We start from the raw sequence: 24,250 nt of genomic DNA, 5'->3' as shown, positions 1-24,250 counted from the left end.
TTGTTTACTTTATCTTTAAGTTGGCGATTTAATTCAATTTAAAGCCACGCATAAAGTTGTTTATTGTTGCTTTGCTAGAGCTGCCTTTGATACCCAAAACAATTTATTTTGCATCAACTGTTTGTACACGATTGCTGAAACGAAACCACCGATAAACAACGCGTAGTTCGCTAATTCCGTGACAAAGAAGGTTGCAATAATGGCAGCGACACTTGCGATTACCAGCGCATAAACACTGTTCATGTTAACGCCGTTTTTGTACCAGTACTGACCTTGTGGCGACTCAGTGTAAAGCGATGGGACATCGATTTGTCCTTTCTTCACAATGAAGTAGTCAACAATGATGATGCCGTATAGTGGACCAATCATCGCGGCTAAAACGTCAACCGTGTAGTGAATCACTTCTGGGTTATTAAACAGGTTCCAAGGAGTCAGTAGGATTGAACCAAACGCTGCGATGAAACCACCCATTTTAAAGCTGATTTTCTGTGGTGACACATTCGAGAAGTCAAACGCTGGTGCAACAAAGTTAGCCACGATGTTGATGCCGACTGTCGCGAAAATAAAGGTCAATGCACCAAGAACAGTGATTAATCCAGAATCAAGGCGTTTAACTGTTTCAACCGGGTCAACAATCATCTCACCAAAAACTGGAATCGATGCTGACACAATCACCACACTGAACAAAGAGAACACAATAAAGTTCAGTGGCAGACCTAACAAGTTACCAAGTTTCAAGTCTTTGTAGCTTGTACAGTAACGAGAGAAGTCACTAAAGTTAAGTGTTGGACCCGCAAAGTAACCTGCAACCAGTGCTGTAGCGATGATCATCTGAATGATTGCTTCAGAACCAACCAGTGTTTCTTTACCTAGGTTAAAGCTGATGTTCTCCCAACCTGCCAGATTGATCATGTATGCACAAAGAGCAAACATAGCAATGTAAATCGCAGGGCCAGACCAATCAATTACTTTACGAATCATGTCCATACCGAACATAAATACGATAGCTTGCAGTACCCACATTGAGCTAAAGCCAACCCAACCTAAGTAAGATAAACCTAGGAACGAGTCATTGGCTAAACTCTCCATCGATGGGAAGAAGTACAGCAGCAAGATAATGAACGAACTTGATGCTAAGTAAGTTTGAATACCGTACCAAACGACAGCAATAATGCCTCGAATGACGGCTGGAATATTCGCACCAAACACACCAAACGACATACGAGCGACGACAGGGAACGGAACGCCCGCTTTTTGTCCTGGCTTACCCATCAAGTTGGCAAATACTAATACAATAGATATACCAGCCAGCAAACTGATGAAAACTTGGATACCGTTTAATCCAAGCGCAAATAAACTCGCTGCAAATACATATCCCCCGACACTGTGCACGTCTGACATCCAAAAAGCGAAGATGCTATACCAGCCCCACTTCTGTTCCTTCTCTGGTGCTAGATCCTCGTTGCTTAGCCTTGGGCTAACAGGTAATTCCTTTTTCATGTGCTTATCTCCATTACTAATTGTATACAATCTCAAATACAATTAGCGTGCCAATTCTGAAAACCCCCGCCATACAACGAATTGGTGAAACTTGCCCTATGAAATCGCCCTTATAGCGCACCAGATTTGACCATAGTGCACATCTTTGGTGCCACAAGCAGTGCATATATACTCAACTCACCTGTCCTTTTGGTCAAGTAATTTGAATAGGCAATCACTATAGACACTATAATTGGCAAAGATTTATATTTAGATTGTATACAATGATGCATGCGAGATTGTTTAGTGGTATACATATTGCTTTATTGGGTTGGATAAAAAATTTGGATCGATTACCTATGTCAAACGATGAAAAGATCTATCAACAAATATTGAAGGCGATTGTTGAACACAAACTTGAGCCCGGAGAACGTCTTCCTGAGGACAAGCTGTCAGAAGCTTTTGGTGTAAGCCGAACTGGCATTCGAAAAGTGTTGCAACGATTAGCGCTTGAACGATTTGTGGTTATTCAACCGAATAAAGGCGCCCACGTGAACAGCCCTAGCAAACAGGAAGCTGAAGAGGTGCTGAACAGCCGAATTTTACTTGAGCCACTACTGATCACCGACATTCTTCGTAACTGGGACGAAAAGCAGTCTAATTATTTGCGCTCCATTGTTACTCAGGAAGATAAGGCGACCCAACATGGTGATTTAGCCGAATCTATCCAGCTGACAGCTAAGTTTCACTATGAACTGGCCAAACAGTCGGGAAATTCCGTATTGGCCGAATTTGTTGAACAGCTTTGTTACCGCTCTTCACTGGTCATCGCCGCGTACGGCTCAAAACATAGCGTCAGCTGCGATTGTGGCTCTCACTCAGAACTTATCGATCTGCTCGACAACTTTCAGGATGAAAAAGCTCAGCAATGGATGAAGCATCACTTGGTCGTGATCAAATCGTCATTGGAGTTGGAATCGAAATCTAAAGAGCCGGTTAATTTTCATAAACTTTTTTGCGAAACGGACTAATACAAAATGAAAATCAATTTGATCAACCCTAATACTTGTCAGGGAATGACAGACAAAATTGCGATCAGCGCACAAACCGTTGCCTTACCTGGCACAGAAATCATTGCATCTTCACCAGTTAACGGTCCGGAAAGCATTGAATGTGCATTTGACGAAACGCTCGCTGCTGCAGCGCTCCTTGATGTGATTCGCACTGGCGAAGAGCAAGGTGTCGATGCACACATTATCGCCTGCTTCGGTGATCCTGCTCTTGATGCAGCCCGTGAGATTGCAACCAAGCCAGTGATTGGTATCGCAGGTGCAGCGTTCCAACTCGCAAGCTTGGTGTCTTACCGCTTTGGCGTCGTCACTACAATGACCAGAACACTACCAGCAAGTGAACACCTTCTTCAAAGATACGGTTACCACCACTTGTGCAGCGGTGTTCGAGCGACAGATATTCCGGTATTGGAACTTGAATCTCTGAGTATGGACACTTATCAGCTACTTGCTGAAGAATGCCGTAAAGCGATCAAAGAAGACGGTGCCGAAGCCATCGTACTCGGTTGTGCTGGCATGTCTGACTTAGCCAACGAGCTTTCAGAAGAACTGAATGTACCTGTGATCGATGGTGTTGCTGCGGCAGTGAAACTTGCTGAGTCACTGCACCAACTCAACTTAGTGACATCGAAAAGTGGCCAATACGGGGCACCGTTGGTGAAGCCAATCCACGGAATTTTCAAGCACTGGTCGCAGTAAAAGTCACCACATACCCATCCTGCTTTTTAGAAGAATATTTATATCAAGGTTTACTTTATGGAAGAAAATAACCCTCGCGATTATATCGGTTACGGAAGAGATAACATCCCTCACGCTAACTGGCCTAATAACGCTAAGATTGCCGTGCAATTTGTACTTAACTATGAAGAAGGTGGTGAAAACTGCGTACTTCATGGTGATGAGCATTCAGAAACATTCCTTTCTGAGATCGCAGGAGCAGAAGCGTATAAAGACCGACACATGAGTATGGAGTCACTTTATGAATACGGTTCCCGTGTCGGTGTTTGGCGAATCTTAAACGAGTTTAAACGTCGCGAGCTTCCGCTTACTGTATTTGGTGTTGCTACTGCACTACAGCGTAACCCAGAAGTGACCAAAGCGATCATTGAAGAAGGTCATGAAATTGCCTGCCACGGTCTTAAATGGCTGCACTACCAAAACACGCCAATTGACGTTGAACGTGAGCATATGATTCAAGCGCTGGATATCATTGAAGAGCTGACAGGCACTCGGCCAATTGGTTGGTATACCGGACGTGATTCACCGAATACACGTGAACTTGTCGCAGAGCAAGACGGCCTGCTTTACGACTCGGACTATTACGGCGATGACCTGCCTTTCTGGACACAAGTGTCAGATAAAAACAATGCCGGCAGCACCCGACCACACCTTGTGGTTCCGTATACATTAGACACCAACGACATGCGTTTCTCCTCCCCTTACGGCTTTAGCCACGGTGACGAGTTTTTCGAATATCTGAAAGATCACTTTGATTGCTTGTACGAAGAAGGGGCTGAAACCCCAAAAATGATGTCGGTCGGTCTGCACTGTCGCGTGGTTGGTAAGCCAGGTCGCTTCAAAGCGTTAAAACGTTTCTTAGACTACATTCAATCTCATGATGCAGTTTGGGTAGCAACCCGTGAAGACATAGCAAGACACTGGATTGAAAACCACCCACCAGCGTAATTGGCTTTTGACTAAATAAGTATCAAAAAGAGCGAGTATTATTTCGCTAGCCACTCAGTTCATCGAGAGCTTTACATCACTCTCGATGACTCTTTCTGTTGCAATGCCTTCACTTATTCTTGAGCATTCCCTTTATCACGTTGCTAATGAACGAAACGCAGACAAAAGCTCGGAGCAGACATACTTGAGCAAGAGGTCAGTTTCATTCTCGCAGGATAGATTCAAGTGCAGTTTGGTTGTGTTGCCCTTACCTGTCACCTCAACCAACAACTTTCTCTCGTCACCGCTCAACGGGATATTGAACAATCTCAATAGCGATTCCGCTTGGCCAGAGGCGTTCTCAAACTCTAGATCGTGCTGATACTCGAGAAATACCTCTTCACCTTGCACGACACAAGAATACTGCCCCTGTTGAAGATAAGTACCAAGCTGATATTCAAGGTCTGCCATGTGCTCTGCCACGGTAGAAAGACGATTGTTTAGTTTACTTAACATATTGCCACCTTTTGTTTCGCTCACCTCAGTACATTAAAGCTCATAAGAAGCTTCTCAAGGTGGATTTTGCTCAAAACTTTAATGATCCCTTAAGCTTTAGTGCAAACGAACCAATTTGTGCAGTGAAAACTGCTAGTAATAAAAATCACACCAAATTATTCATCCAGCTAATTACACCAATACCTGTTAAACCCGTTGATATGTGACCTAAGCGTCGGATTTTCGTCTTGCAAACCACTAAACTATATGCACCCCCAACAATAAGAAACGTAATTACAATGAAAAATCTTATTTATGACACACTAGTTAGCCTTGCAAACCAGGAACCAGAACAACACGCCAAAATCCGTCAAGACTTATACGAGCAGCTCGATCTGCCATTCGATAAGCAGCTGATTTTGTATACGTGTGCACTTGGTCCGGCAAGCTCTGGTAAACTCGACAACAGCGAGGCGCTTAACAACACGGTAGAGAGCGTCATCAAATTACTGGGAACTCCTGAACGGTAATTTTCGTTGTCTTGTTTAAGGTCCGCATCTCAACCGGGCCTTTTTTGAATCCTGCTTTTTCAATGTAAAACCGCTCAACAGCCCCTTACTCGTCACGCCTTTTAAGTAACCCAATAAATCTCGACCCCACAAAGAATTTGTTTAACTTGCACAGCAATCCAATTAAATCTAGCTAAACTAAGTTTTAACCGAGAGTGAGAAACCTATGTTAGATAGCTGTCTTGAGTACCTGTGCGAACGCATGAATCAGTCAATAAACTCTGCTTTTGATCTGTCAGACAACTTAGTCATTGTGGCTTCCCCTTCTGATATTAATAAGCAAAGTAATGGCTCTAATGAAAATAAAGTGCTTATTTTTATTAGCGGCCTGGAAAGAGATCCCTTTTCCAAGGGAGGAAATATTGCCGCTTTCCAGCCCACTTCTCGATCCGCAATATCGAACAAGCCTCTATTTTTAGCGGTTTCCGTGGTGGTAGCTGCAAACTTCTCTGCATCTAATTACACCGATGGCTTAAAAATATTGTCTCATTTGCTGGCATTTTTTAATCGAAACCCGTTATTCAATCGACAGAACTCCCCCGACATGCCTGAGTTTGTCGAACAAATCGCGATGGAAATGGCGACTCTCACCGAAGCAAACTTGAGCCACATGTGGAGCATGCTTGGTTCCCATTACCTGCCTTCATGCGTCTATCAGGTACGTGTTGCGATCCCGAACAGCGAAGCGATATTGCTACAATCTGGGCCGTTAAATTTCGTCAAATCTAACTTACAAAAACGGGAGCAATAATGTCGAATTACATTCCCTATATTGCTCTCTCGGTCAATCATGAGTACTTTTCTAACAGTCGTATGAGCGTACCTGTTGATGTGGTTCCGACAAACGAAACGATTCAATGGCTAAAGCATCACTACATGTTTTTAAAGCCTACACTTGGTGGGTTATATGTTGTTGCAGACATAGACATGCTGAAAGAGATCTCTGCACCTGACTCTCCTGCGTTATTGCAATTTAAAGTATTCAGTAAAGACCCACTATTTCGTAATTATACCGATATTCCATTGTCCACGCCGATGTCGGTTGCACTATTCGAGATGCACTTAGGTAGTGAGTCACCTCTTTCGGTGTCTCCCAAACAATGGTTGACCGCTGAAGATATTATCAACGGTGATCAATACGCTGCTATTTCAGAATTTGAATTAAGTCAAAACCTTGTCGGAATAATAAATCTGACAATTAATGACGACTATTTTTATAATGAAAACAGACAAGTAATATTAAATTACAGCCACACTTACGCTTATTGGCAGTATTATTTTTTTACCGACAATGAGTCGAAGGAATATCAAATTATCGACTCCAACGGCGAACTCACATTTAAAAGTATCGGGATACAGCATCTCAATCATAAGCCTTGCCTAGTGTTCCGCTCCAATACCTCGCTGCCCATTTTGCACCGTTCTGATTTGACACTTCAGCTCAAAGCCAACCATAAAATCATTTACCGTCGTCTCGCCTCCGCCAGCCCCGCTCACATTGAAATTGAAACAGTCGATAATCAACTTCAACGACTGTGCCATATTTTTTTGGCCTAGTGATAAAAACTGTTTTTAAATTGAAAACAGTGATTTACATTCCAAATAAATCTTAATGATACAAAAATCAGTTTGCACATCTAATATTAATTTAAATGCAGTGCATTTTGTTTACTACATTATTTATTAGTAACTGCCTCGCTATGACAGCAGTACTGGGTGAAGTATTACTCTGCTAATCGCGAGCATTTGGTAACCATTCAATTCTCACTTAAAGGATTTAACTATGGTTGTAATGAAAACACCGGGCGTTTACATAGTTGAGAAAAATGCCTTCCCCAACTCTGTTGTCGAGGTCGCTACTGCTGTGCCAGCGTTTATTGGCTATACAGAGAAAGCTGAAAATGGCGGAAAATCGCTGAGTAAAGTACCCTGGCGTATCACTTCGATGTCAGAGTTTCGCCAGTACTTCGGTGGCGCGCCGTTACCAACCTTTGAGATCAGTGAAGCTGGTGATGATGCGAGTGCCGCGGTCGCTTTCAGCCAACAAGGTACGGCTTATCAGATAAAGCAATCGAATACACGCTATACGCTCTATCACAATATGCTATTTTTCTTTCAAAATGGCGGTGGGCCTTGCTATATCGTGTCGGTTGGAGGCTATAGTGATGACCTCGACCCAGGCGTTTTAAAAGGGGGAATTGACCCGCTGATTAAAGAGCCTGAGGCTACCATGCTCGTGATCCCTGAAAGTGTGCAACTGGCAGAAGATGCGTGCATTAATGTCCAGCAAGCCATGCTTGGTCATTGTGGTGGTAAGATGAAAAATAGAGTCGCGATACTCGATATCTGGGAAGGATTTAAAGATCGTCAGGATCCAAGTGGTGACTGTATAGAAAACTTCCGTTCTAAACTTGGTATTAACTATCTGGATTATTCCTCGGCATACTACCCTTGGCTCAATACTTCCATCGTGCAGGACAGTGATGTTAACTTCCATAACATCAGTAACTTAGATAAGCTTTCTGAATTACTCACCAATGAAGTCAACGAGGCATTCAAAGATCTTGATGGCCTTTCCGATGATGAGCTAAACAGCGGCAGTAATAAACTTCGTGTTACTCGAAAACAGCAGATGCTTGATGAAATTGCCAAGCTCGCGACAGACTTACCTGATCAAGAACAGGTACTGCTTAATAAGGTACTACAAACCATCAGCCCGCTTTACCAAACCATCATGAAGGAAGTGAAGCACCAACAGAACATACTTCCTCCAGCGGCGGCAATGGCTGGTATCTATACCATGGTCGATAATTCAAGAGGGGTATGGAAAGCACCTGCTAACGTCAGCCTAAACGCCGTTGTCTCTCCAACGGTTAATATCAGCGATGACGAACAAGAAGATCTCAACGTTACTACTCAGGGTAAATCCATTAACGCGATTCGACCATTTGTTGGTGAAGGCACCTTAGTTTGGGGTGGACGCACACTTGATGGTAACAGCCTTGACTGGCGATACATTAACGTTCGTCGAACCATGATTATGCTTGAAGAATCTATCAAACTTGCCTCAAAGGCTTATGTTTTTGAGCCGAATGTCTCCAGTACCTGGGTATCGATGGAAAGCATGATTGGTAACTTCCTATACGGCATTTGGAAACGCGGAGGTCTGGCGGGGGCATCCCCTGGCGAGGCATACAGCGTTAGCGTCGGGCTGGGTAAAACAATGACCGGCGACGATATTCTAGAAGGTATTTTGAGAATTACAGTGTTGGTAGCCATCAGTCGTCCGGCTGAATTCATTGAGATTACCTTCCAGCAAAAAATGCAAGAATCATAATTACTTAGTACTCAAAAGCGCAGAAGGCTTTTAGCCGTAGTCCTTCGTAACTTTATGAACGAATTGTAGAAAGGAGACTACCATGGCAGATGATGGTTCAGCTCAATCAGAAACCGTATGGCCGATGCCCAAATTCCATTTTGAAGTCAAATGGGATGGTGGTGCTGGTGCCGACGCAAGTATGGTCGCCGCATTCCAGGAAGTATCGGGTCTAGATACCGAAGCCCAACCAATTGAATACCGCGCAGGCAACAGCAAAGTGTTCTCGACGATCAAGATGCCGGGGCTAGTGAAAACCAGTAACGTCACTTTGAAAAAAGGCATTTTTAAGAGTGATAACAAGTTCTATGACTGGTTTAGTAAGATCCAAATGAACACTATTGCTCGAACCGCCGTCACCATCAACTTACTTGATCAAGATAGTGGTGTGGTGATGAGCTGGAAACTAAAAAATGCGTGGCCAACAAAAGTAACAGGCACCGACTTGAAATCCGACGGTAATGAGGTTGCCGTAGAAACCATAGAACTGGCACATGAAGGGTTAGAAATCACAACCTCATAGTGCAACTCATTGGCTTGGTTATCGTGCTTGATGCGTTAACCAAGCCAGTTTGTGGCATACAAAGCGTTATTGGAGATCAGAGCTTATGGCAGATGAATGGCCCCTACCCGCGTTTTACTTCAGCGTAGTGATCGGTAACAACCAAGATGATTCTGCGTTTCAGGAAATCTCTGGTTTAGAAGCTCAAATAGATACCGAAGACTATCAGGAAGGCGGCAATAATCTGGTCTATCACCTACCTAAAGTGATCAAACACTCTAATCTGACGCTAAAGCGGGGTATCGCTGATTCCAGTTCGGCATTGGTGAAATGGTGTCAGGACACGCTTGAAGCACAACTGTCCAAAGCAATCGTCCCAAAAACGGTCTCGGTCCGATTGCTTGATGAAAAAGGCTCTCCATGCCGGGTATGGGTTCTCTATAACGCCTACCCCGTTAAATGGCGAGTTGAAGGGTTCAACTCGACGAAAAATGACGTTGCGATTGAAGAAGTTGAGATCTGTTACAGCAGAGCAAGCCGCACAAAATAGCCGTTCAAGAGGTGACTAACGTATGCCTATAGAAATCAAACAAATGTCGATTCGTTCCAATGTCACGACTGAAGAAAAAAAATCGTCGAAACAAAAAAAGGAGCACCAATGTGAGGGCGCGGATAAAGACACAGGAGCTCTCTCCGAGGTTTCTTCTCAACACACGGCGCAATTCCAAACCATAAAATGGATGCACCGTAAACTCCAACAAGAAAACAGAGAGCGATAAGCATGGTCGATAAGCTAAAAATTGAGTCGATTGCAGCTTCCGGTAATACCGCAACCACTTTTAATGCCATGCTTAATCCAAATTCCATCAAGCAGGATTATGGCATTGGATATACCGACGACCCTTGCAAACACCGACAATCTCAGGGCGATATAGCGCCGACAGTGCAGTTTCAGGGATACCAAAGTGAGAAACTCAGTTTTGAAATAATGATCGATGCTACGGGTGTGGTTGAGTATAAAAAAGGAAAGTCCGTTCAAGACCTGCTGACTCTGCTTCGGAAAGTGATCTACGACTATAACGGAAAGCAGCACGAACCGAACCCTGTCAAAATCAGTTGGGGCACGGCGCTTAGCTTTCGTGGACGCCTCACGTCCATGTCTGTCTCTTACGTACTTTTTGATTCAAGTGGTGTTCCTTTACGCGCAACCGCTGCACTAAACTTTACTCAATTTCTCACTGAGCAAGAGAAAGAAGCACTTGCCAAAAAGTCCTCCCCCGATCTGACACATCATGTCGTTTTTAAAGCGGGTGACACCTTACCGGGACTTTGCCATCAAATTTACAAAGACAGCTCCTACTATTCCAAAGTGGCGGCATACAACCAATTACCCAGTGTGCGAAACATTGCCCCTGGGACCAAGCTCTATTTTCCACCTCTGAGCTAAAAGTGAGGCGACATGGCAGCATCTCCCACCGAGACCAATAGTGACATTGTCACGTTAAGCATCAAATCAAATGGCAATGTCATTGAGAGTTCAATTGGCATTATCTCGGTCAATGTTTTTTATCAGGTAAACCATATTGCCTATGCAGAGCTTGAGATCCGTGACGGAGACATCGCTGATCAAACTTTTGAAGTCAGCTCAGGAAACACATTTAAGCCAGGGTCAACGATCACTATCGATGCCGGCTACGGAACGGAAGACGAAACCATCTTCGAAGGCGTGGTGACCAATCATTCTATTCGCATCAGCGAAAACAACCAAACCACGCTCAATGTGACATGCAAAGATCAAGCGGTTGCCATGACGATAGCGAGAAAAAGCCAATGCTATTTGAAGCAAAAAGACAGCGACATCATAAATTCTCTTATTAGCAACTACTCAAGTATCACGGCTGACAGCGTAGACAGTACGTCTGTTGAACACGACGAACTGGTTCAGTTTAACTGCAGTGACTGGGACTTTATGCTGACTCGTGCTGAAGCAAATGGCTTGGTAGTAGCAAACCAGCAAAACAAACTTTCGGTAGAGGCTCCTTCCGTTAGTGATCCTGCGGCACTTGTCGTTACCTACGGCACTGACCTGATCAATTTCTGTGCGGAAGTCGACGCACGTTATCAATTTAGTAGTGTAACCAGTACCGCCTGGGACCCAAGTACACAGGCAATGCTATCGCAACAATCTGCAGCGAGCGAGATTAGTAATCAGGGAAATTTATCAGCCAGCGAACTGGCAAACGTGCTAGGTATTAGTGAATATCGAATGCAAACCTGAGCCAGTTACACCCAGGACAGCCTGACCAACTGGGCAAAAGGACAACGTGCGAAGTCGATGCTTGCCAAAGTACGTGGCACTGTCACATTTCAAGGTAATGCAAAGGCGCAAATTAATAGTCTTATCGAGTTAGCAGGCGTTGGCGATCGATTCAACGGCTCTCACTATATCGGCGCGATACATCACAGAATCGAGCAAGGTCAGTGGCTAACGACCGTTGACTTAGGGCTTGCTCCGGTATGGTCTGCAGAGCATCGTGACCTCGGTGCCCCACCCGCCTCGGGATGGCTTCCTCCCGTGGACGGTTTACAGATCGGCGTAGTAACTCAGCTCAATGAAGACCCAGAAACCCAATATCGAATCAAAGTAAAAGTACCCGCATTAGGTGATACCAATAACGAGGTTTGGGCAAGGCTTTCCAGTTACTACGCGACTAACGAAAGTGGCAACTTTTTTATTCCGGAAATCGACGATGAGGTCGTGCTCGGTTACATCAACCAAGATCCCGGCCAGCCAATCATTCTCGGCAGTTTGTACAGCAGTAAAAAAGCGATGCCCTATGAGCTCACCCAAGAGAACTACACCAAAGCGATAGTGACTAAAAACAAACTCAAAATAGAGTTCGACGATGACAAGAAGATCATCACCATCACTACGCCCGGTGAAAATTCGATCACCATTAGTGACGATGAAAAGTCCATTACGCTCGCCGATCAAAACAGCAACACCGTCACTTTAGACGACAGTGGAATCACGTTGGATTCCCCTAAAGACATAACCATATCGGCGGGGGGAAACATTTCGCTGAAATCAACCGGTGATACCAGTATCGAAGCGACGGGAGACACCAATATAAAGGGAATGAACGTTTCAGCAGACGCCACCACTTCGTTAACCGCCAAAGGCTCTGCCAGTGCAGAACTGTCTGCTTCAGGGAATACAACCATTAAAGGCGCAATCGTCAATATCAATTAACGACTGATTTAAAGAGGACATCAACATGCCACCAGCAGCAAGAATTACCGATATGCACGTCTGTCCAATGGCCACGCCAGGCGTTCCTCCCGTTCCCCATGTCGGAGGTCCGGTGATTGGGCCTGGCGTACCCACGGTGTTGATCGGGAAAATACCCGCCTCGGTCGTTGGTGATTCATGCACATGTGTCGGCCCCCCATCCACCATAATAAAGGGTTCGGCGACCGTGATGATTGGCGGAAAACCCGCAGCAAGAATTGGTGACAGCACAAACCACGGTGGCAATGTTGCGATGGGTTGCTTCACAGTGATCATTGGCGGTTAGTTTTCAATGTAAAGGGACTGGATTATGGACAGAGACAATGGATTCTTGGGGACTGGTTGGGCGTTTCCTCCCACCTTTACCTCCGACAACTGCTCGGTCGAACTGTGCAGTAACGAAAAAGACATCAAACAGAGCCTTGCGATCCTTTTATCCACCTCACCCGGCGAACGCCTGATGCACCCTGAGTTTGGGTGCCGAATTAACCGTTTTGTTTTTGATGAACTAACAAAAACAACATTGACTGAAATGGAATACGAGATTCGGCAGTCGATATTGCTGTTTGAATCACGTATTGACCTGGATTCGTTAACGCTGACGCCCGTTCCGCTAAACGGGAAAATAATGATTGAGCTTGATTATCAGATAGTCACCACCAACACGCGAGACAACATGGTGTATCCGTTTTATCTGCAAGAAGGCACCCTGGTTAGCCCTGATCTTCTGCCTGATCTCGGTTCGGGAGATGCTTTATGACGCAACAAAACGAACGAGGTAACGTTGCACTTAGCCCTCACTTCTTTCAGCCCTACGAGCTCAGCTTCGAACAGCTCATCCTATGGGCGAAAAAGTTTGCCGAGCTTGTTCCTTATATGGATGAGAACAAGCAGATAAAAGGGAATTGGAGTGCGATGTTTGAACAAAATGAATTGGTGGTTTGTGCTGCAATACTAAGCATGGATGAAGCAGCATTAAAACGTCAGTTCAAACAAGCACAGTGTCTGGATGAAGAGCAAACGCTAGAATTTATTCTTCACCTTTTTACTGTGTTAAACAGCTGGTACCGACACTTACCGAGCACACCAGAAATAAGCTACGAGTTAAAACTTCGCCTGCTCAACCGCTATCAGGCTCAACTTAATGCCCCATTACAACAACTATTTAATTGCACACCCAAAAACCTCATCAATAAATACGAGCATCTCGACCCTTTGTGGAAACTATCTGATTCATCCCAGAGCGAAAAACAAGCGGCTCACTTAACCAACATCAAAGAGGAAGCACAACATTGTCTGTCTAAGATTCTGGTGTTGATTGAGTCCTTAAAGCAAGACTGTCATGATACGTTCGAACAATCTCTGCATCATGGTGAGCACCCTCCACAGCTTGCTCTGTTTCTCAGCTTTTTAAAACTTTTTAAGCGTGCTCAAAACAAAATTAATCAGTTTACTCATAAACATCTTCTGTTTTATTACCAAGACGTTTTGAACCAGTATCCGCAAAGTGCAGAGGAAGCGCCTGTCTTTCTCAAATTATCTCAAGGCAAAGCGAGCAAGACGCCCGTGATCATCAACAAAGGGCAAGCCTTCACTCCCGGCAATACAGCAACGTTTGAGCCGATAGAATTTCGCACCAACTACGCTATGTCAGTGACCGATGCGGAAGTGAAAAAGGCGTTCGGTTTTACACTTCGCCGTGATCCTCTGATTTCTCCAGAAAAAGAGCTCGGTTTTAATTCTGGTATTAGTCGTCAGAAAATTGAGCTCGATCCGATGCAGACAGGTGCTCAAAGTGACAATACCCAAGCGTTCAAGATGTTTGGTAGCCACCAGATTGATGATGACAGCCTTGAGAAGCATCTTGGACTGGTGATTTCAGATCCAATACTCTCTTTGGCTGAAGGTCATCGAGAGCTCACTTTACAATTTCAACTTCAAGAAGTGGGCAATGGCATTGTGTATCAAAGATTATCTCAGCTCTATATCGAACATGATCAGGAACACTCGCAAGAGTCCAGTAAGTTGAGAGATGCGCTTGAAGCCGTTGTTAATGAAATCGTTTTATTGCAAGTGCCTGTGATTGGAAATTGGCTGTACGAAATACAAAGCAAAGCGCTTGTCGACAAAGTTGACGATGATAGGATTTTGCAGTTGGCCGACAGAGAGCCGACTCAGCAACTTCGCGCGGTGTATCGTGGTGTATTACTCGCGCTGCTAGAGGAAGTCGCGTCAAAACCCACCCAAAATCTCCACGCCATGGAGCAAAAAGAGCGATTTTTCCGCGTGCTTGGCCAGTTAGTGTCACGTTACGCATTAAATCACGTTGAGTGGCTATCAGAAGAAGACATTAACAAGATCAAGTCACTGACTGAGCAGCTGATTGACGAGTATGTTCTCGATGAGTCGGTCAACGCGACGGTAAACTTACTGCTCGGTTATTCGCGTATTCAGACCTTTTACCAATTATTTGAAGAGATATTTGATGTCGCCATTTCCACTGAAGAAGGATGGCAGCTCGTCGATTGTGCTCAGATCATTCCGATTGAAAATGACAGCGACTTTACCATGGGGTTTGGTCTACATATCCAGCTTGAACCGGGTTTCCCCGCGACAAAAGTGCCTACCCCAGCCATTCACAACTCGAAATGGAATTTTACTGCGCCAGCATTAAAGCTGTGTTTAAAAGCGCAGAGTAATTGCTTCCCCTACACTATCTTCCGCGATTTTGAATTCGCTCAGCTTTTGATGGAATGCCGTGTAAAAGGAGCAACTCAAGTACAGCTGTTTAATCAGGATGGTCAGGCCGATCCAAGCCGCCCCTTCTTGCCACTTGGTGCCCAACCCAAAGATGGCTCCTATTTGGTTGTCGCAAGCAAAGAATTCGCCATCAAGCATCTCAAGCAGCTCACTTATCACCTCGATTGGTCTGGGTTACCACAGGGAAGTGATGGGTTCCGTGACCACTACAATGAGTATCCTTTCCCTTATCGAAACCATAGTTTCAAAGTGGTAACTGAAGTACTGAATAACGGGCGCTGGGATACGACAGATGATGGCCCACAAAGTTTGTTTTCACCGCAAGACGGCGCACTGGATCGCGAGAATATTTTAACGTTTGGCAATATTAGTAACAGCTATACGCCAACGACTCAAACGTGGCCCCAGACACCATACAGCCCTCAGTCAAATATTCGTAATGGTCTGTTTAAGATCACCCTGGTGACACCAATGGATGCTTTTGGGCACGATCAATATGGATTGCTTTTGAGCAAGACACTGACGGCGAATGCGAAATCGAAAAAACAGCAACCTTTGCCAAAAGCGCCATACACCCCGATGTTAAACCGTCTGTCGATTAACTACGTAGCCAGACACAAAGTCGGGCTGGGTGATATGACGACGAAAACCCAGTGTCGAATGATCCACCTCCACCCATTTGGTGAAGTGGAAATCTATCCACGAAACGAAAAACACAAGTTCGCTTATCCTCGCATCCTGGCTCACTACAAAGAAGACAGTCACTTGTTTATCGGCTTAACGGCGTCAGAGCTCTCAGGCTACCTCAATCTTTATTTTCTGCTTGGTGATAAAGCAAAGATGTTGACGCCTTATCCGTCTACGGAATATCAGTGGTATTACCTTGTGGGCGAACAATGGGTCGAGCTTCCGGCAAAACACATCATTCATGACACAACGCACCGATTTTTGACGTCCGGCATCATCACGTTGGATATTCCGGATGCTATCAATACCGAGCACAATATTATGCCGTCGGATTTATATTGGCTTAGAGTCAGTACAAACCAAGGCATTGATCAATATCCAAAATGTTACCAAATTGCAACGCACGTCATTCAAGTGGAAGGCGGACGAAATGCAGAACCGCAAACACCACCCTTTGCGTCCTGGCAATGTCTGAATAAGCCTGCGAATCTGGGTGCCATTACGCAACTCACTCCTATACAACAATTAAAACCAGATGAGACCTTTGATCATTGGGTCACGAGAACCAGTGAGCATTTACGACATAAAGGAAAAGCAATAACCCCATGGGACTATGAGCGCCTGGTGCTGGAACAGTTTCCGGATATAGACGCCGTAAACTGTTTCGCAGCTAAGCAATTTAACTCTAACTCGCACAAGCCCGGTCATATTTTGCTCACGGTTATTCCGGTGCACAACGACTGCAATCACAACCCTTGTCAGCAGCGTTACATCGATTCAACCACGCTTATCGCAATACGTGATTACCTTAGCACTATCGCCCGTGCCCACACTCAAATTGATGTCCGCAACCCCGGATATGAAACGCTACAAGTTCGCTGTTCTGTAACGTTCACTGAAGGTACCCACCATGGATTAGCGTTACGTCAGTTGGAGTACGCCATCATGCAGACGCTTTGCCCCTGGAACAGCGAAGGTATGAACATGGGTTTGGGATGGCAGTTATCGCTGTCAAAATTAGCCGCATTCATCGGTAAACAAAAACAGGTGACCAGCGTCAGTGGTCTGTCAGTACTTAAAATAAGCCATCATTCAACCAGCAAGTATCACTTACAAGACAGCGCACGTACTGAAGAACCCATCGGCGCAGAACTTCCATGGTATTTATTGGTGCCATCTCAGCACCATTTCATCACCATTGCACCCAAGCATCAGCAAGCGGCACCGGTTCCTGCCGGTGTAGGAGACCTTGTTATCGGCGAAGAGTTCATCATCAACACTCAGCCCCAATCATCACATAACGGTGAAGAGACGCCTGTTCAGCATCATAAGGGGACGGATTAACTATGCCAAAACGCAATAGAAGTACACTCAAAAACTTTTTCCAACCCGGCAATATGCCCTCTGCGGAGCATTTCGCGGACTTGATCGACTCCTGCGTCAATCAGGTTGAAGATGGATTTGAGAAACCGCCTGCAACTGGCTTGCAATTGACCGCTTTAGATCAGGAGCACTTACTGAGTTTTTATCAGCAAAGTGATCGCAATACTGCTCTTTGGCACGTAGGTTTAGCCGCGAAGACCACCAACTTGCATTTTAAGGCTAACCCACTCGCCAATGTTACGGATTCAGATGAGGATGACGCTCCCGAAACCAATTTGACGCTGACTCCGAGTGGTAATGTCGGGATAAAAACCGAAACGCCAGAACACGAGCTCGATATAAAAGGCACCGTTTCTTCACAAGGCCGACGCGGAACAGAAACGGTCGACGCTCTGATTCCTGCTGACGGAAAATGGCACGACATCACGGAAACATTAGAGGGTTGCCAAATGCTTGAAGTGGTCGCGGGCATCGGCATCCGACACACTGGCCGATATGCGATGCTCCACGCGATCGCCATTAATACATGCGCGCCGAATCACTGGTGGTGGCAATGGCGAAGAAAAAATCCAATAAAAGCGCAACACGCATTCTTTCGCTCTCCTGCGGACAAGTTAAAACTGAGGTGGCTGCATGAAACTGAAAAAGGCACGAAGCGACCTTATCGACTGCAAATTCGAACCAACACCAGTTATGGAGATAACCGATACATTCGCTATCACATCACGAAATTATGGGATGACGACTACATGACCAATTGCGAGATTGTCCAAGAGGATAAACAGGCCTGATTATGTCAGTGACCATATCGAAGCAAGAACATCAAAACGACCCGGATAAGTTTGAACGCTTGTTCCAGCTTGGTATTACCTATATCCAACAATTAGGTGGCAAAGTCTGGACAGACTACAACACCCACGATCCTGGCGTCACCATTCTGGAACAGGTCTGTTTTGCGCTTACCGATATTATCTATCGCAGTGATTTTGCCGTATGCGATCTCTTGGCCGACGATTACGGTCGCATTGATTATCCGTATTACGGGTTAGCTCGTCCCGATGAAGTGTTATCTGCCCCGCCTCAAATACCGGGCGAATATCAGGACTTTATTGTCAGAACAACGCCGCAACTGGAGCAAGTTTGGTTTCAAGGCTCAGAACAATACCCACACTTGGGCCTTTATCAGATTTCCGGGTTATTACAACGTTTCTTTCGACGCCAGCAACATGCTATGCAAACCAAGGACGAGGATTCCAATCCGGAAAAAAACGACCCTACCATACAAAGTATTCTTCAAACCTACCACCAGATAAGAGGATTAGGTGAAGACATCGAAGAAGTAAATGTTATTGGAGAAACTTGCATTCATCTGGCAGCCACTATCGAGATAAGTAATGATGGAGTCGATGCAAATCAGATAGCCGCTAACATCTATTATCAGTGTGCGCATTGGTTGAGACAAAGAACCAACGGAGACTTAAGTGAGCTTGAAGATCTAATTCTAAGCAGTGCCAGCATTCAACAAGTGAGTGGTATCAGGTTCGAAGCGGAAACACACCCAGATGAACCCATCGTGGCAATATCAGAGATTCCTGAGTACGCCAGTTTAATCATGCCAGAAGCCGATTCAGATATTCGCCTTGAGATTGTACAAAACCAACATCTCGTCGCTCTTGACGTTGCCGATGTGGTCATTCAAATTGAGCAACAATTGCAGCAGCAAACCATACAGCGTCAGCATTTAACGACAGCAATGCCACTCCCATCCGGTCATCATCGCGATCTCAGTGGCTACGACTCCATCCAAACCTTATTCCCGCGAAACTATCAATTAGCCACAAAAACCAATACTGGCTATGATCCAAAATCTCAGGCACAGCGTCATCAATTGCGCAGTTACCTGTTGCTGTTTGATCAATTGATGGCCAATTTTTGTGAGGATCTGACAAAGCTGCCCGAGCTGTTTTCTACTTCATTGAGTCAACCCACCAGCTACCATGTCCACACGCTGACGCCTCAAGAATTCAACGATATCAACAGCCATTACCCTGCCGACGCAAAGTCGAAACTGCAAGCGCTGCAATCCGAGTTCGATAATTTTCCGGAGCGTAAAGGTCGAATCTATGATTACCTGATCGCACTTTATGGCGAACAGTATCCCGATACGCTTCATCGTGCGTTTAACCCATATTGTAGAGAGCAAGATATTGATTGGCTGTTGCTAGAACACAAACAGCGATTTATTCGCAACATCGCAACCATTAGTAATCAGCGCGGTTTGGGTAATAACTTGCTTAACCCGAGTCACACCGGCGGATACCAACAAAGGTTATCGATTCTGCTCGGCATGAACGACTTGAATAATGAAGATGAGGGGACAAACCTCAATATCAGTCGCTACCTTTTGAATATCGTCTCTGACGAAGACTATCTAAGCAGCGATATGGGACAAAAAGCGGTTTTCGAACTCAAAGAAACCGTCTTACCCAACCTCGAAACGCTACCGGAAAGCCAGGAGAAAATATCACTTTCTACTCAGCAAAAACGTCAAATTCGCGCTTCGGTCTACGCATTAGATGCTCAAACGCTACCTGAATCGCTGTTGCAATTTGGCATCGACAATCAACGCTACCGGATACTCAAACGCGCAAGAACGGGAGACTACCGACTCTTCTTTGACATTGGAACAAACGAAGAGAAACGTTGGCTATACATAGGGCGTTACAACCACAAACAAAAGCTGATACGTTTTTGCCATTGGTTGCAAGCGTGGCTGGTCGAAATCAATCAGCAGACAGAAACACTGCACGTGGTGGAGCCAATCACACTCCGCCATCCCGAAAGCGACATTGAATCGCTGGCCAATCAGGTCTGCGTGGTTATACCGGGATTCACCGCCCGTCACCGCAGTCCTTTGTTCCGACAACAAGTGGCGCAACTGATCAGAACGAATACTCCGGCTCATCTCTGTGTTCACTTAATGTGGCTAAATTTCAATGCCTTTTCTGAGTTTGAAGATCTGTATCACGCATGGAGAAAACAAAAAGCCTTAACCATCCAACTAAATAGTAATGAGGATAAGCAACAATGCGATGAGATGGCGAAGAACCTATTAACGTTCCTGCAAAAACCAGATGCCGCGCAGGAGGCGCTAATCTTATGATCAAAGCAGACAAAATAGCGTCGAAACCTGAAACTCAAACCCACTTGTTCAAACAAGTAGAGCTTGATATCGAGTTTGATAACGCGGTCGCTGCAGAACAGTTTGAAGCGGAGGCGTATCATTGGCTAATAAACGATCTTCTGCCTTCGATGGATGAACTTCTTAACCAGATTTGCTCACCGGAAATCGTTATTTGCATTGATAAAATTGAGCTCGATACTGGCGATATTGCGAGTACAAACCTACGCCCTGCCCTGCAAACGCAGATCTTAAGGCTGCTGTACCAAGAGCTTTACCGAGAAACGAGCGTGGATGCTTCGTCCAGGATGCGAAAATCGAACATTCACATGTCGAAGAACCAAGTCAGTGAAAGTATCGAGAACGGCGCGAACCAACATGAACTCAGTGACTATCGCTGGCAACAAGCGTGGCATTTTATCGAAACAGGACAACTCGCGTGGCCGTTTAAATATCAACAGCAACTGTCCGAAACCGGGGTAATAGAGGCTCTGCTCAACGCTCCACACCGCATAAACAATGCTCTCGAGTTCTCGGATAACTCTGAAACCCTCTGTCTAAGATTGGCAATGCAACTTCCTGAGAAATCACTAACGAAGCTCTTACCGCTGTTGAGCGATAAAAACCGTCTCGCGGTAATGATTGCGTTACTGGAAACAGGTGGCATTCACCATGATTCAGGCCTGAAAACCCAGCTCTCCAATCACTGGAACCACTATGTTGATACCGCGATTTCGAACCGTAATTTGTCTGCATTGCTACCGCATTGGGATCGACTCATGGAACGATACGCATCGAGTATTCTTTTTGCGTTGGGTAAACACAGCAAAGACCCACGTTTACCCCTGCTTTTGATCCGGTCTCTCGACGAAAATAGACGTTTCTCTTTACTAGAACGTTTAGAGCCATTGCATTATCCATTTTTAGCCCAACTCTTGTCTCGCCCTCAGCTATGGCTGCTTGCGAAGAATTCAGCCCCTGCAACCACTTCAACAGCCGTTTATTCTGCCGTATCAAACCAACAAGTGACGCTGCAACTGTGGCACTTCACTTTCCATTACGTGCTGGTCGAGCGTGGCAGCCACTTCAATAAACAGCAGTACATGAAAAGCGTGATCGTAAAAATGGCCGCCATGCATAACCTCAAAGCATCGGCGTTATTTTCAGATCTTCGTAACAGGCTCCAGATGACTGGTATCGATAGTGCGCTAAGACAGCAAATGATGAAATTACTGGATGCTATAGAACCCGACATTTTCGGTGATAGCACGGACAAAACATCACTTAGCGATACAGACAAAGCGGCATACGAAACCCAAATCTCATGGCATACACTTGCTCAAGACCACACGCGAGTTTCAACCAACACAAGTAAATCAGACTCGCTAAATGCCCTCTTACTGATCCTCCAACATGGAGATGAAAAAAGCTTGCTCCGCGCATTACCTGACGAACGTCGCTTTATCAAAGGATTATTGCTTTGGATCGGCCAACTCGCCGCCGTACGCCAGCATTGGAGCGAACACTATTCCGATACCACTCTATTTCGATTCATCGACATTATTGAACCACGAGCGAACGAAGTGGTTCACGACATCATTTCCAACCGTCATCATCTAGAGAGGACGATCATAACGGAAACTGAGTCAAAGCCAGTTGAAGACCATGCTCTACGCAGCAGCTTGTGGCAATTTACCCTCAGCTATTTGCTGGTTGAGCGTGGCAGTGAGTTTAATAAACGCAGTTACTTGTTGTCCCTCACTCATCAAATTGCTTCGCGCCGAAATATACACCATCTCGACTTGGTTCAATCGCTGCTGTCTTCGTTAAATACTCAAACTAACTACCGGCTCGTGCAATCGTTACGTTCTCTTTTACCCGCATTAAAGAGTACCAATCACAATTTGTCTTTAGAGACTCCACAAGATGCTGATACTCCTCTTCAGGCTAACCAACACTGGTTAAACAGCGTTATTTCGAGCCACATAAATGTTCCTGTTGAAGTGATTCAGGCTCTGGCAGACGGGAAGCCCGAACAGTGGCAACGGCTATTGAAAACTGCGCGTTCTTCTCTTGATGCTAAATCACTTACGGCGGTGATTATTAAGTTAAGCCAGTCAAACAAGATAAGAAAACGGTGGATTCAACACTTTGACGAGCAAACGCTTTTCCAGTTACTCACTCTGGCGAATAAAGACTTATCAACCGTTGCGTTTGATGTTCTCTCTATCCGCTCATGGATAGCAGATTCGATTCATGAATTGACTCATCATCCAAAAACCAGCATCAGGTCATCGATTGATAGACTGATTTGGCAATGGATATGGGAAGCTTCGCTAACTCAGACAGGGCTATCCTTCTCAGCAGAAACAGCACTGCGTTCCATTCTTTTAACATTGAGCAATCACTTCCAAATAGAAGTCGCCCAACTTGTTCAAACAATGGTGAACAAAGGTAAACACAATTCTGAACGGCTCAATGGCTCTCGAATAACGAACGGCAGCATTCAAGCTGTGCTTGAACAGGTGTTAATGGAACGAACATCTGGAACCGATATTTCTTCGTCTCAACATTTCCGGGGGCATTCAGCATCGAGCACACAAAACGACACAATCGCGCACATTACGAATTGGGATTTTCTGCAATCGAGTCAAATTGATGAAACCAAGTTAGAACTGGCACTGAATCTCGATCATCACGCATTATGGACGCGTCTGTCTGCGGAGCTACTCAATCCAGAAAAGCTCGCGAGTTGGATAGACGGACTGACCGACCACTATCACTTTCAAGTATTCGCAAAACAATACACAAATTTCGTGCCCGTCATGGTTAGCCTATATCAGACGTTTTCTGTGTTGATGGGAAATACACAAAAATGGAAACAGGTATTTTGGCGTGTCATCTATCACCGTTTGTTGCTTCAGGGAATAACAGCAAGTGCGGTTCAATTGCTGCATGTAGTGCTCAACGACCTCACTGCTTATCCAGTCATTATGGATAAACTCGAAGACGATGATAAAAGTGACAAGACAAAACAGTTAGCAGAGAAACTTAACTTATCCCGCCAATCAACACTATTCCCGCTGTTAGAAGAGATAAGTCGCGACACCTCAACTTTGAAGTTCACAGCTCCAGCTCCACCAGCCAGTCTCGACCGTTCACAACCGCAAGTTCAACGTCTCTATAGCTCAATAGAAAACAAAATAGAACCAAGCCGTTCAGAGAGGAAAAGCAAGCCGTTATTGTGGAAAGATCCAAATGAAAAAGAGAACAAAAAATCAGAGCCCATAAGCATCAATAATGCAGGCTTAGTGCTCGCGTCCACTTATATCCCCACTTTGTTTCAACGACTCAACCTCACGGACGGAAAAGTCTTCGCCAGTGAGAAAGCTAAATACCAAGCGCTGTTTTATCTGCAGTATTTGGTTGATGGTCGAAGCGAAGCACCTGAGTACTTGCTGCCACTAAATAAGATTTTATGTGGCATACCGATAAGTACTCCTATCCCCAGCCAAGTGGATTTACCAAGTGAGGCTATTTCGATAATTGATGGTCTGCTCAATGCAATTATTAGTCACTGGAACTCCCTTGGTTCAACTTCGATAGAAGGCTTGAGAACAACTTTTATACAACGTGAAGGCCAACTATTAGACGAAGAAAAACAGTGGCAACTTAGCGTAATTCCCGGTGCATTTGACATGCTGTTAGACCAAATTCCCTGGAGCTTCCAAACCATCAAATTCCCATGGATGGACAAACCTCTGTTTGTCACGTGGCGGTGAGGATAACTT

At 45.1% G+C, this 24,250-nt stretch carries 21 protein-coding genes; 19 read left to right on the top strand and 2 right to left on the bottom strand.

Translation table 11 applies throughout. The annotated features are described in order from the left end of the window. Positions 1-60 precede the first annotated feature (60 nt). Complete coding sequence (locus VEJY3_RS06885) at positions 61-1,500, bottom strand: NCS1 family nucleobase:cation symporter-1 (protein WP_014231716.1); 1,440 nt, start codon at positions 1,498-1,500, stop codon at positions 61-63. A 338-nt stretch (positions 1,501-1,838) separates the two neighbouring features. Between VEJY3_RS06885 and VEJY3_RS06880 the strand changes: the two genes are divergently transcribed. The 3 genes from VEJY3_RS06880 to puuE are packed head-to-tail and all read left to right on the top strand — an operon-like array spanning position 1,839 to position 4,235. Beyond that, a complete protein-coding gene (locus VEJY3_RS06880; protein ID WP_014231715.1) occupies positions 1,839-2,510 on the top strand; it encodes a GntR family transcriptional regulator in 672 nt (223 codons plus the stop codon). Between the two features lie 6 nt (positions 2,511-2,516). Then, positions 2,517-3,248 (top strand): aspartate/glutamate racemase family protein, encoded by a 732-nt coding sequence (locus VEJY3_RS06875; RefSeq protein ID WP_014231714.1) that lies wholly within the window; start codon positions 2,517-2,519, stop codon positions 3,246-3,248. 57 nt (positions 3,249-3,305) lie between these two features. After that, a complete protein-coding gene (gene puuE, locus VEJY3_RS06870) occupies positions 3,306-4,235 on the top strand; it encodes an allantoinase PuuE (protein ID WP_014231713.1) in 930 nt (309 codons plus the stop codon). 135 nt (positions 4,236-4,370) lie between these two features. On the opposite strand, the gene VEJY3_RS06865 is transcribed toward puuE, so the two are convergent. Continuing rightward, positions 4,371-4,730, bottom strand: coding sequence for a hypothetical protein (locus VEJY3_RS06865; RefSeq protein WP_014231712.1), 360 nt, complete (start codon positions 4,728-4,730; stop codon positions 4,371-4,373). A 278-nt stretch (positions 4,731-5,008) separates the two neighbouring features. Between VEJY3_RS06865 and VEJY3_RS06860 the strand changes: the two genes are divergently transcribed. From VEJY3_RS06860 to VEJY3_RS06790, 16 genes are all read left to right on the top strand, one after another. After that, positions 5,009-5,239: a PAS factor family protein gene (locus VEJY3_RS06860; RefSeq protein WP_014231711.1), complete on the top strand. Its 231-nt coding sequence runs from the start codon at positions 5,009-5,011 to the stop codon at positions 5,237-5,239. A 205-nt stretch (positions 5,240-5,444) separates the two neighbouring features. Beyond that, the gene (locus tag VEJY3_RS06855) at positions 5,445-6,029 is read left to right on the top strand and encodes a DUF4255 domain-containing protein (protein WP_014231710.1); all 585 of its coding nucleotides are present in this window, start codon (positions 5,445-5,447) and stop codon (positions 6,027-6,029) included. Then, positions 6,029-6,835: a hypothetical protein gene (locus VEJY3_RS06850; protein ID WP_014231709.1), complete on the top strand. Its 807-nt coding sequence runs from the start codon at positions 6,029-6,031 to the stop codon at positions 6,833-6,835. Before VEJY3_RS06855 ends, VEJY3_RS06850 begins: the two co-directional genes overlap by 1 nt. Before the next feature lie 226 nt (positions 6,836-7,061). After that, positions 7,062-8,615, top strand: coding sequence for a phage tail sheath C-terminal domain-containing protein (locus VEJY3_RS06845; RefSeq protein WP_014231708.1), 1,554 nt, complete (start codon positions 7,062-7,064; stop codon positions 8,613-8,615). 82 nt (positions 8,616-8,697) lie between these two features. Next, the gene (locus tag VEJY3_RS06840) at positions 8,698-9,177 is read left to right on the top strand and encodes a phage tail protein (RefSeq protein WP_014231707.1); all 480 of its coding nucleotides are present in this window, start codon (positions 8,698-8,700) and stop codon (positions 9,175-9,177) included. 85 nt (positions 9,178-9,262) lie between these two features. Beyond that, entirely contained in the window at positions 9,263-9,706 is a 444-nt protein-coding gene (locus VEJY3_RS06835; RefSeq protein ID WP_014231706.1) for a phage tail protein, read from the top strand. A 22-nt stretch (positions 9,707-9,728) separates the two neighbouring features. Next, positions 9,729-9,935, top strand: coding sequence for a DUF5908 family protein (locus VEJY3_RS06830; RefSeq protein ID WP_014231705.1), 207 nt, complete (start codon positions 9,729-9,731; stop codon positions 9,933-9,935). A 2-nt stretch (positions 9,936-9,937) separates the two neighbouring features. Then, positions 9,938-10,603, top strand: a complete 666-nt coding sequence (locus tag VEJY3_RS06825; RefSeq protein WP_014231704.1) for a hypothetical protein — start codon at positions 9,938-9,940, stop codon at positions 10,601-10,603. A gap of 12 nt (positions 10,604-10,615) precedes the next feature. Next, positions 10,616-11,434, top strand: coding sequence for a phage late control D family protein (locus tag VEJY3_RS25900; protein WP_202796679.1), 819 nt, complete (start codon positions 10,616-10,618; stop codon positions 11,432-11,434). Between the two features lie 57 nt (positions 11,435-11,491). Further along, a complete protein-coding gene (gene vgrG, locus VEJY3_RS25895) occupies positions 11,492-12,409 on the top strand; it encodes a type VI secretion system tip protein VgrG (protein ID WP_202796678.1) in 918 nt (305 codons plus the stop codon). 25 nt (positions 12,410-12,434) lie between these two features. Beyond that, complete coding sequence (locus VEJY3_RS06815) at positions 12,435-12,734, top strand: PAAR domain-containing protein (protein ID WP_014231703.1); 300 nt, start codon at positions 12,435-12,437, stop codon at positions 12,732-12,734. A gap of 24 nt (positions 12,735-12,758) precedes the next feature. After that, on the top strand, positions 12,759-13,208 hold the full coding sequence (locus VEJY3_RS06810; RefSeq protein WP_014231702.1) for a GPW/gp25 family protein: 450 nt from the start codon (positions 12,759-12,761) through the stop codon (positions 13,206-13,208). Beyond that, positions 13,205-17,239, top strand: a complete 4,035-nt coding sequence (locus VEJY3_RS06805) for a hypothetical protein (RefSeq protein ID WP_014231701.1) — start codon at positions 13,205-13,207, stop codon at positions 17,237-17,239. Before VEJY3_RS06810 ends, VEJY3_RS06805 begins: the two co-directional genes overlap by 4 nt. Positions 17,240-17,241: 2 nt before the next feature. Beyond that, positions 17,242-18,069, top strand: a complete 828-nt coding sequence (locus tag VEJY3_RS06800; protein WP_014231700.1) for a hypothetical protein — start codon at positions 17,242-17,244, stop codon at positions 18,067-18,069. 2 nt (positions 18,070-18,071) lie between these two features. Next, on the top strand, positions 18,072-20,441 hold the full coding sequence (locus VEJY3_RS06795; RefSeq protein WP_014231699.1) for a hypothetical protein: 2,370 nt from the start codon (positions 18,072-18,074) through the stop codon (positions 20,439-20,441). Beyond that, complete coding sequence (locus tag VEJY3_RS06790; protein WP_014231698.1) at positions 20,438-24,241, top strand: contractile injection system tape measure protein; 3,804 nt, start codon at positions 20,438-20,440, stop codon at positions 24,239-24,241. Before VEJY3_RS06795 ends, VEJY3_RS06790 begins: the two co-directional genes overlap by 4 nt. The last annotated feature ends 9 nt before the right edge of the window (positions 24,242-24,250 follow it).

Source organism: Vibrio sp. EJY3, assembly GCF_000241385.1.
Lineage (GTDB): Bacteria > Pseudomonadota > Gammaproteobacteria > Enterobacterales > Vibrionaceae > Vibrio > Vibrio natriegens.
Note: the sequence above shows the minus strand (reverse complement) of the source record. Positions and strands in the feature narration are given on the sequence as shown.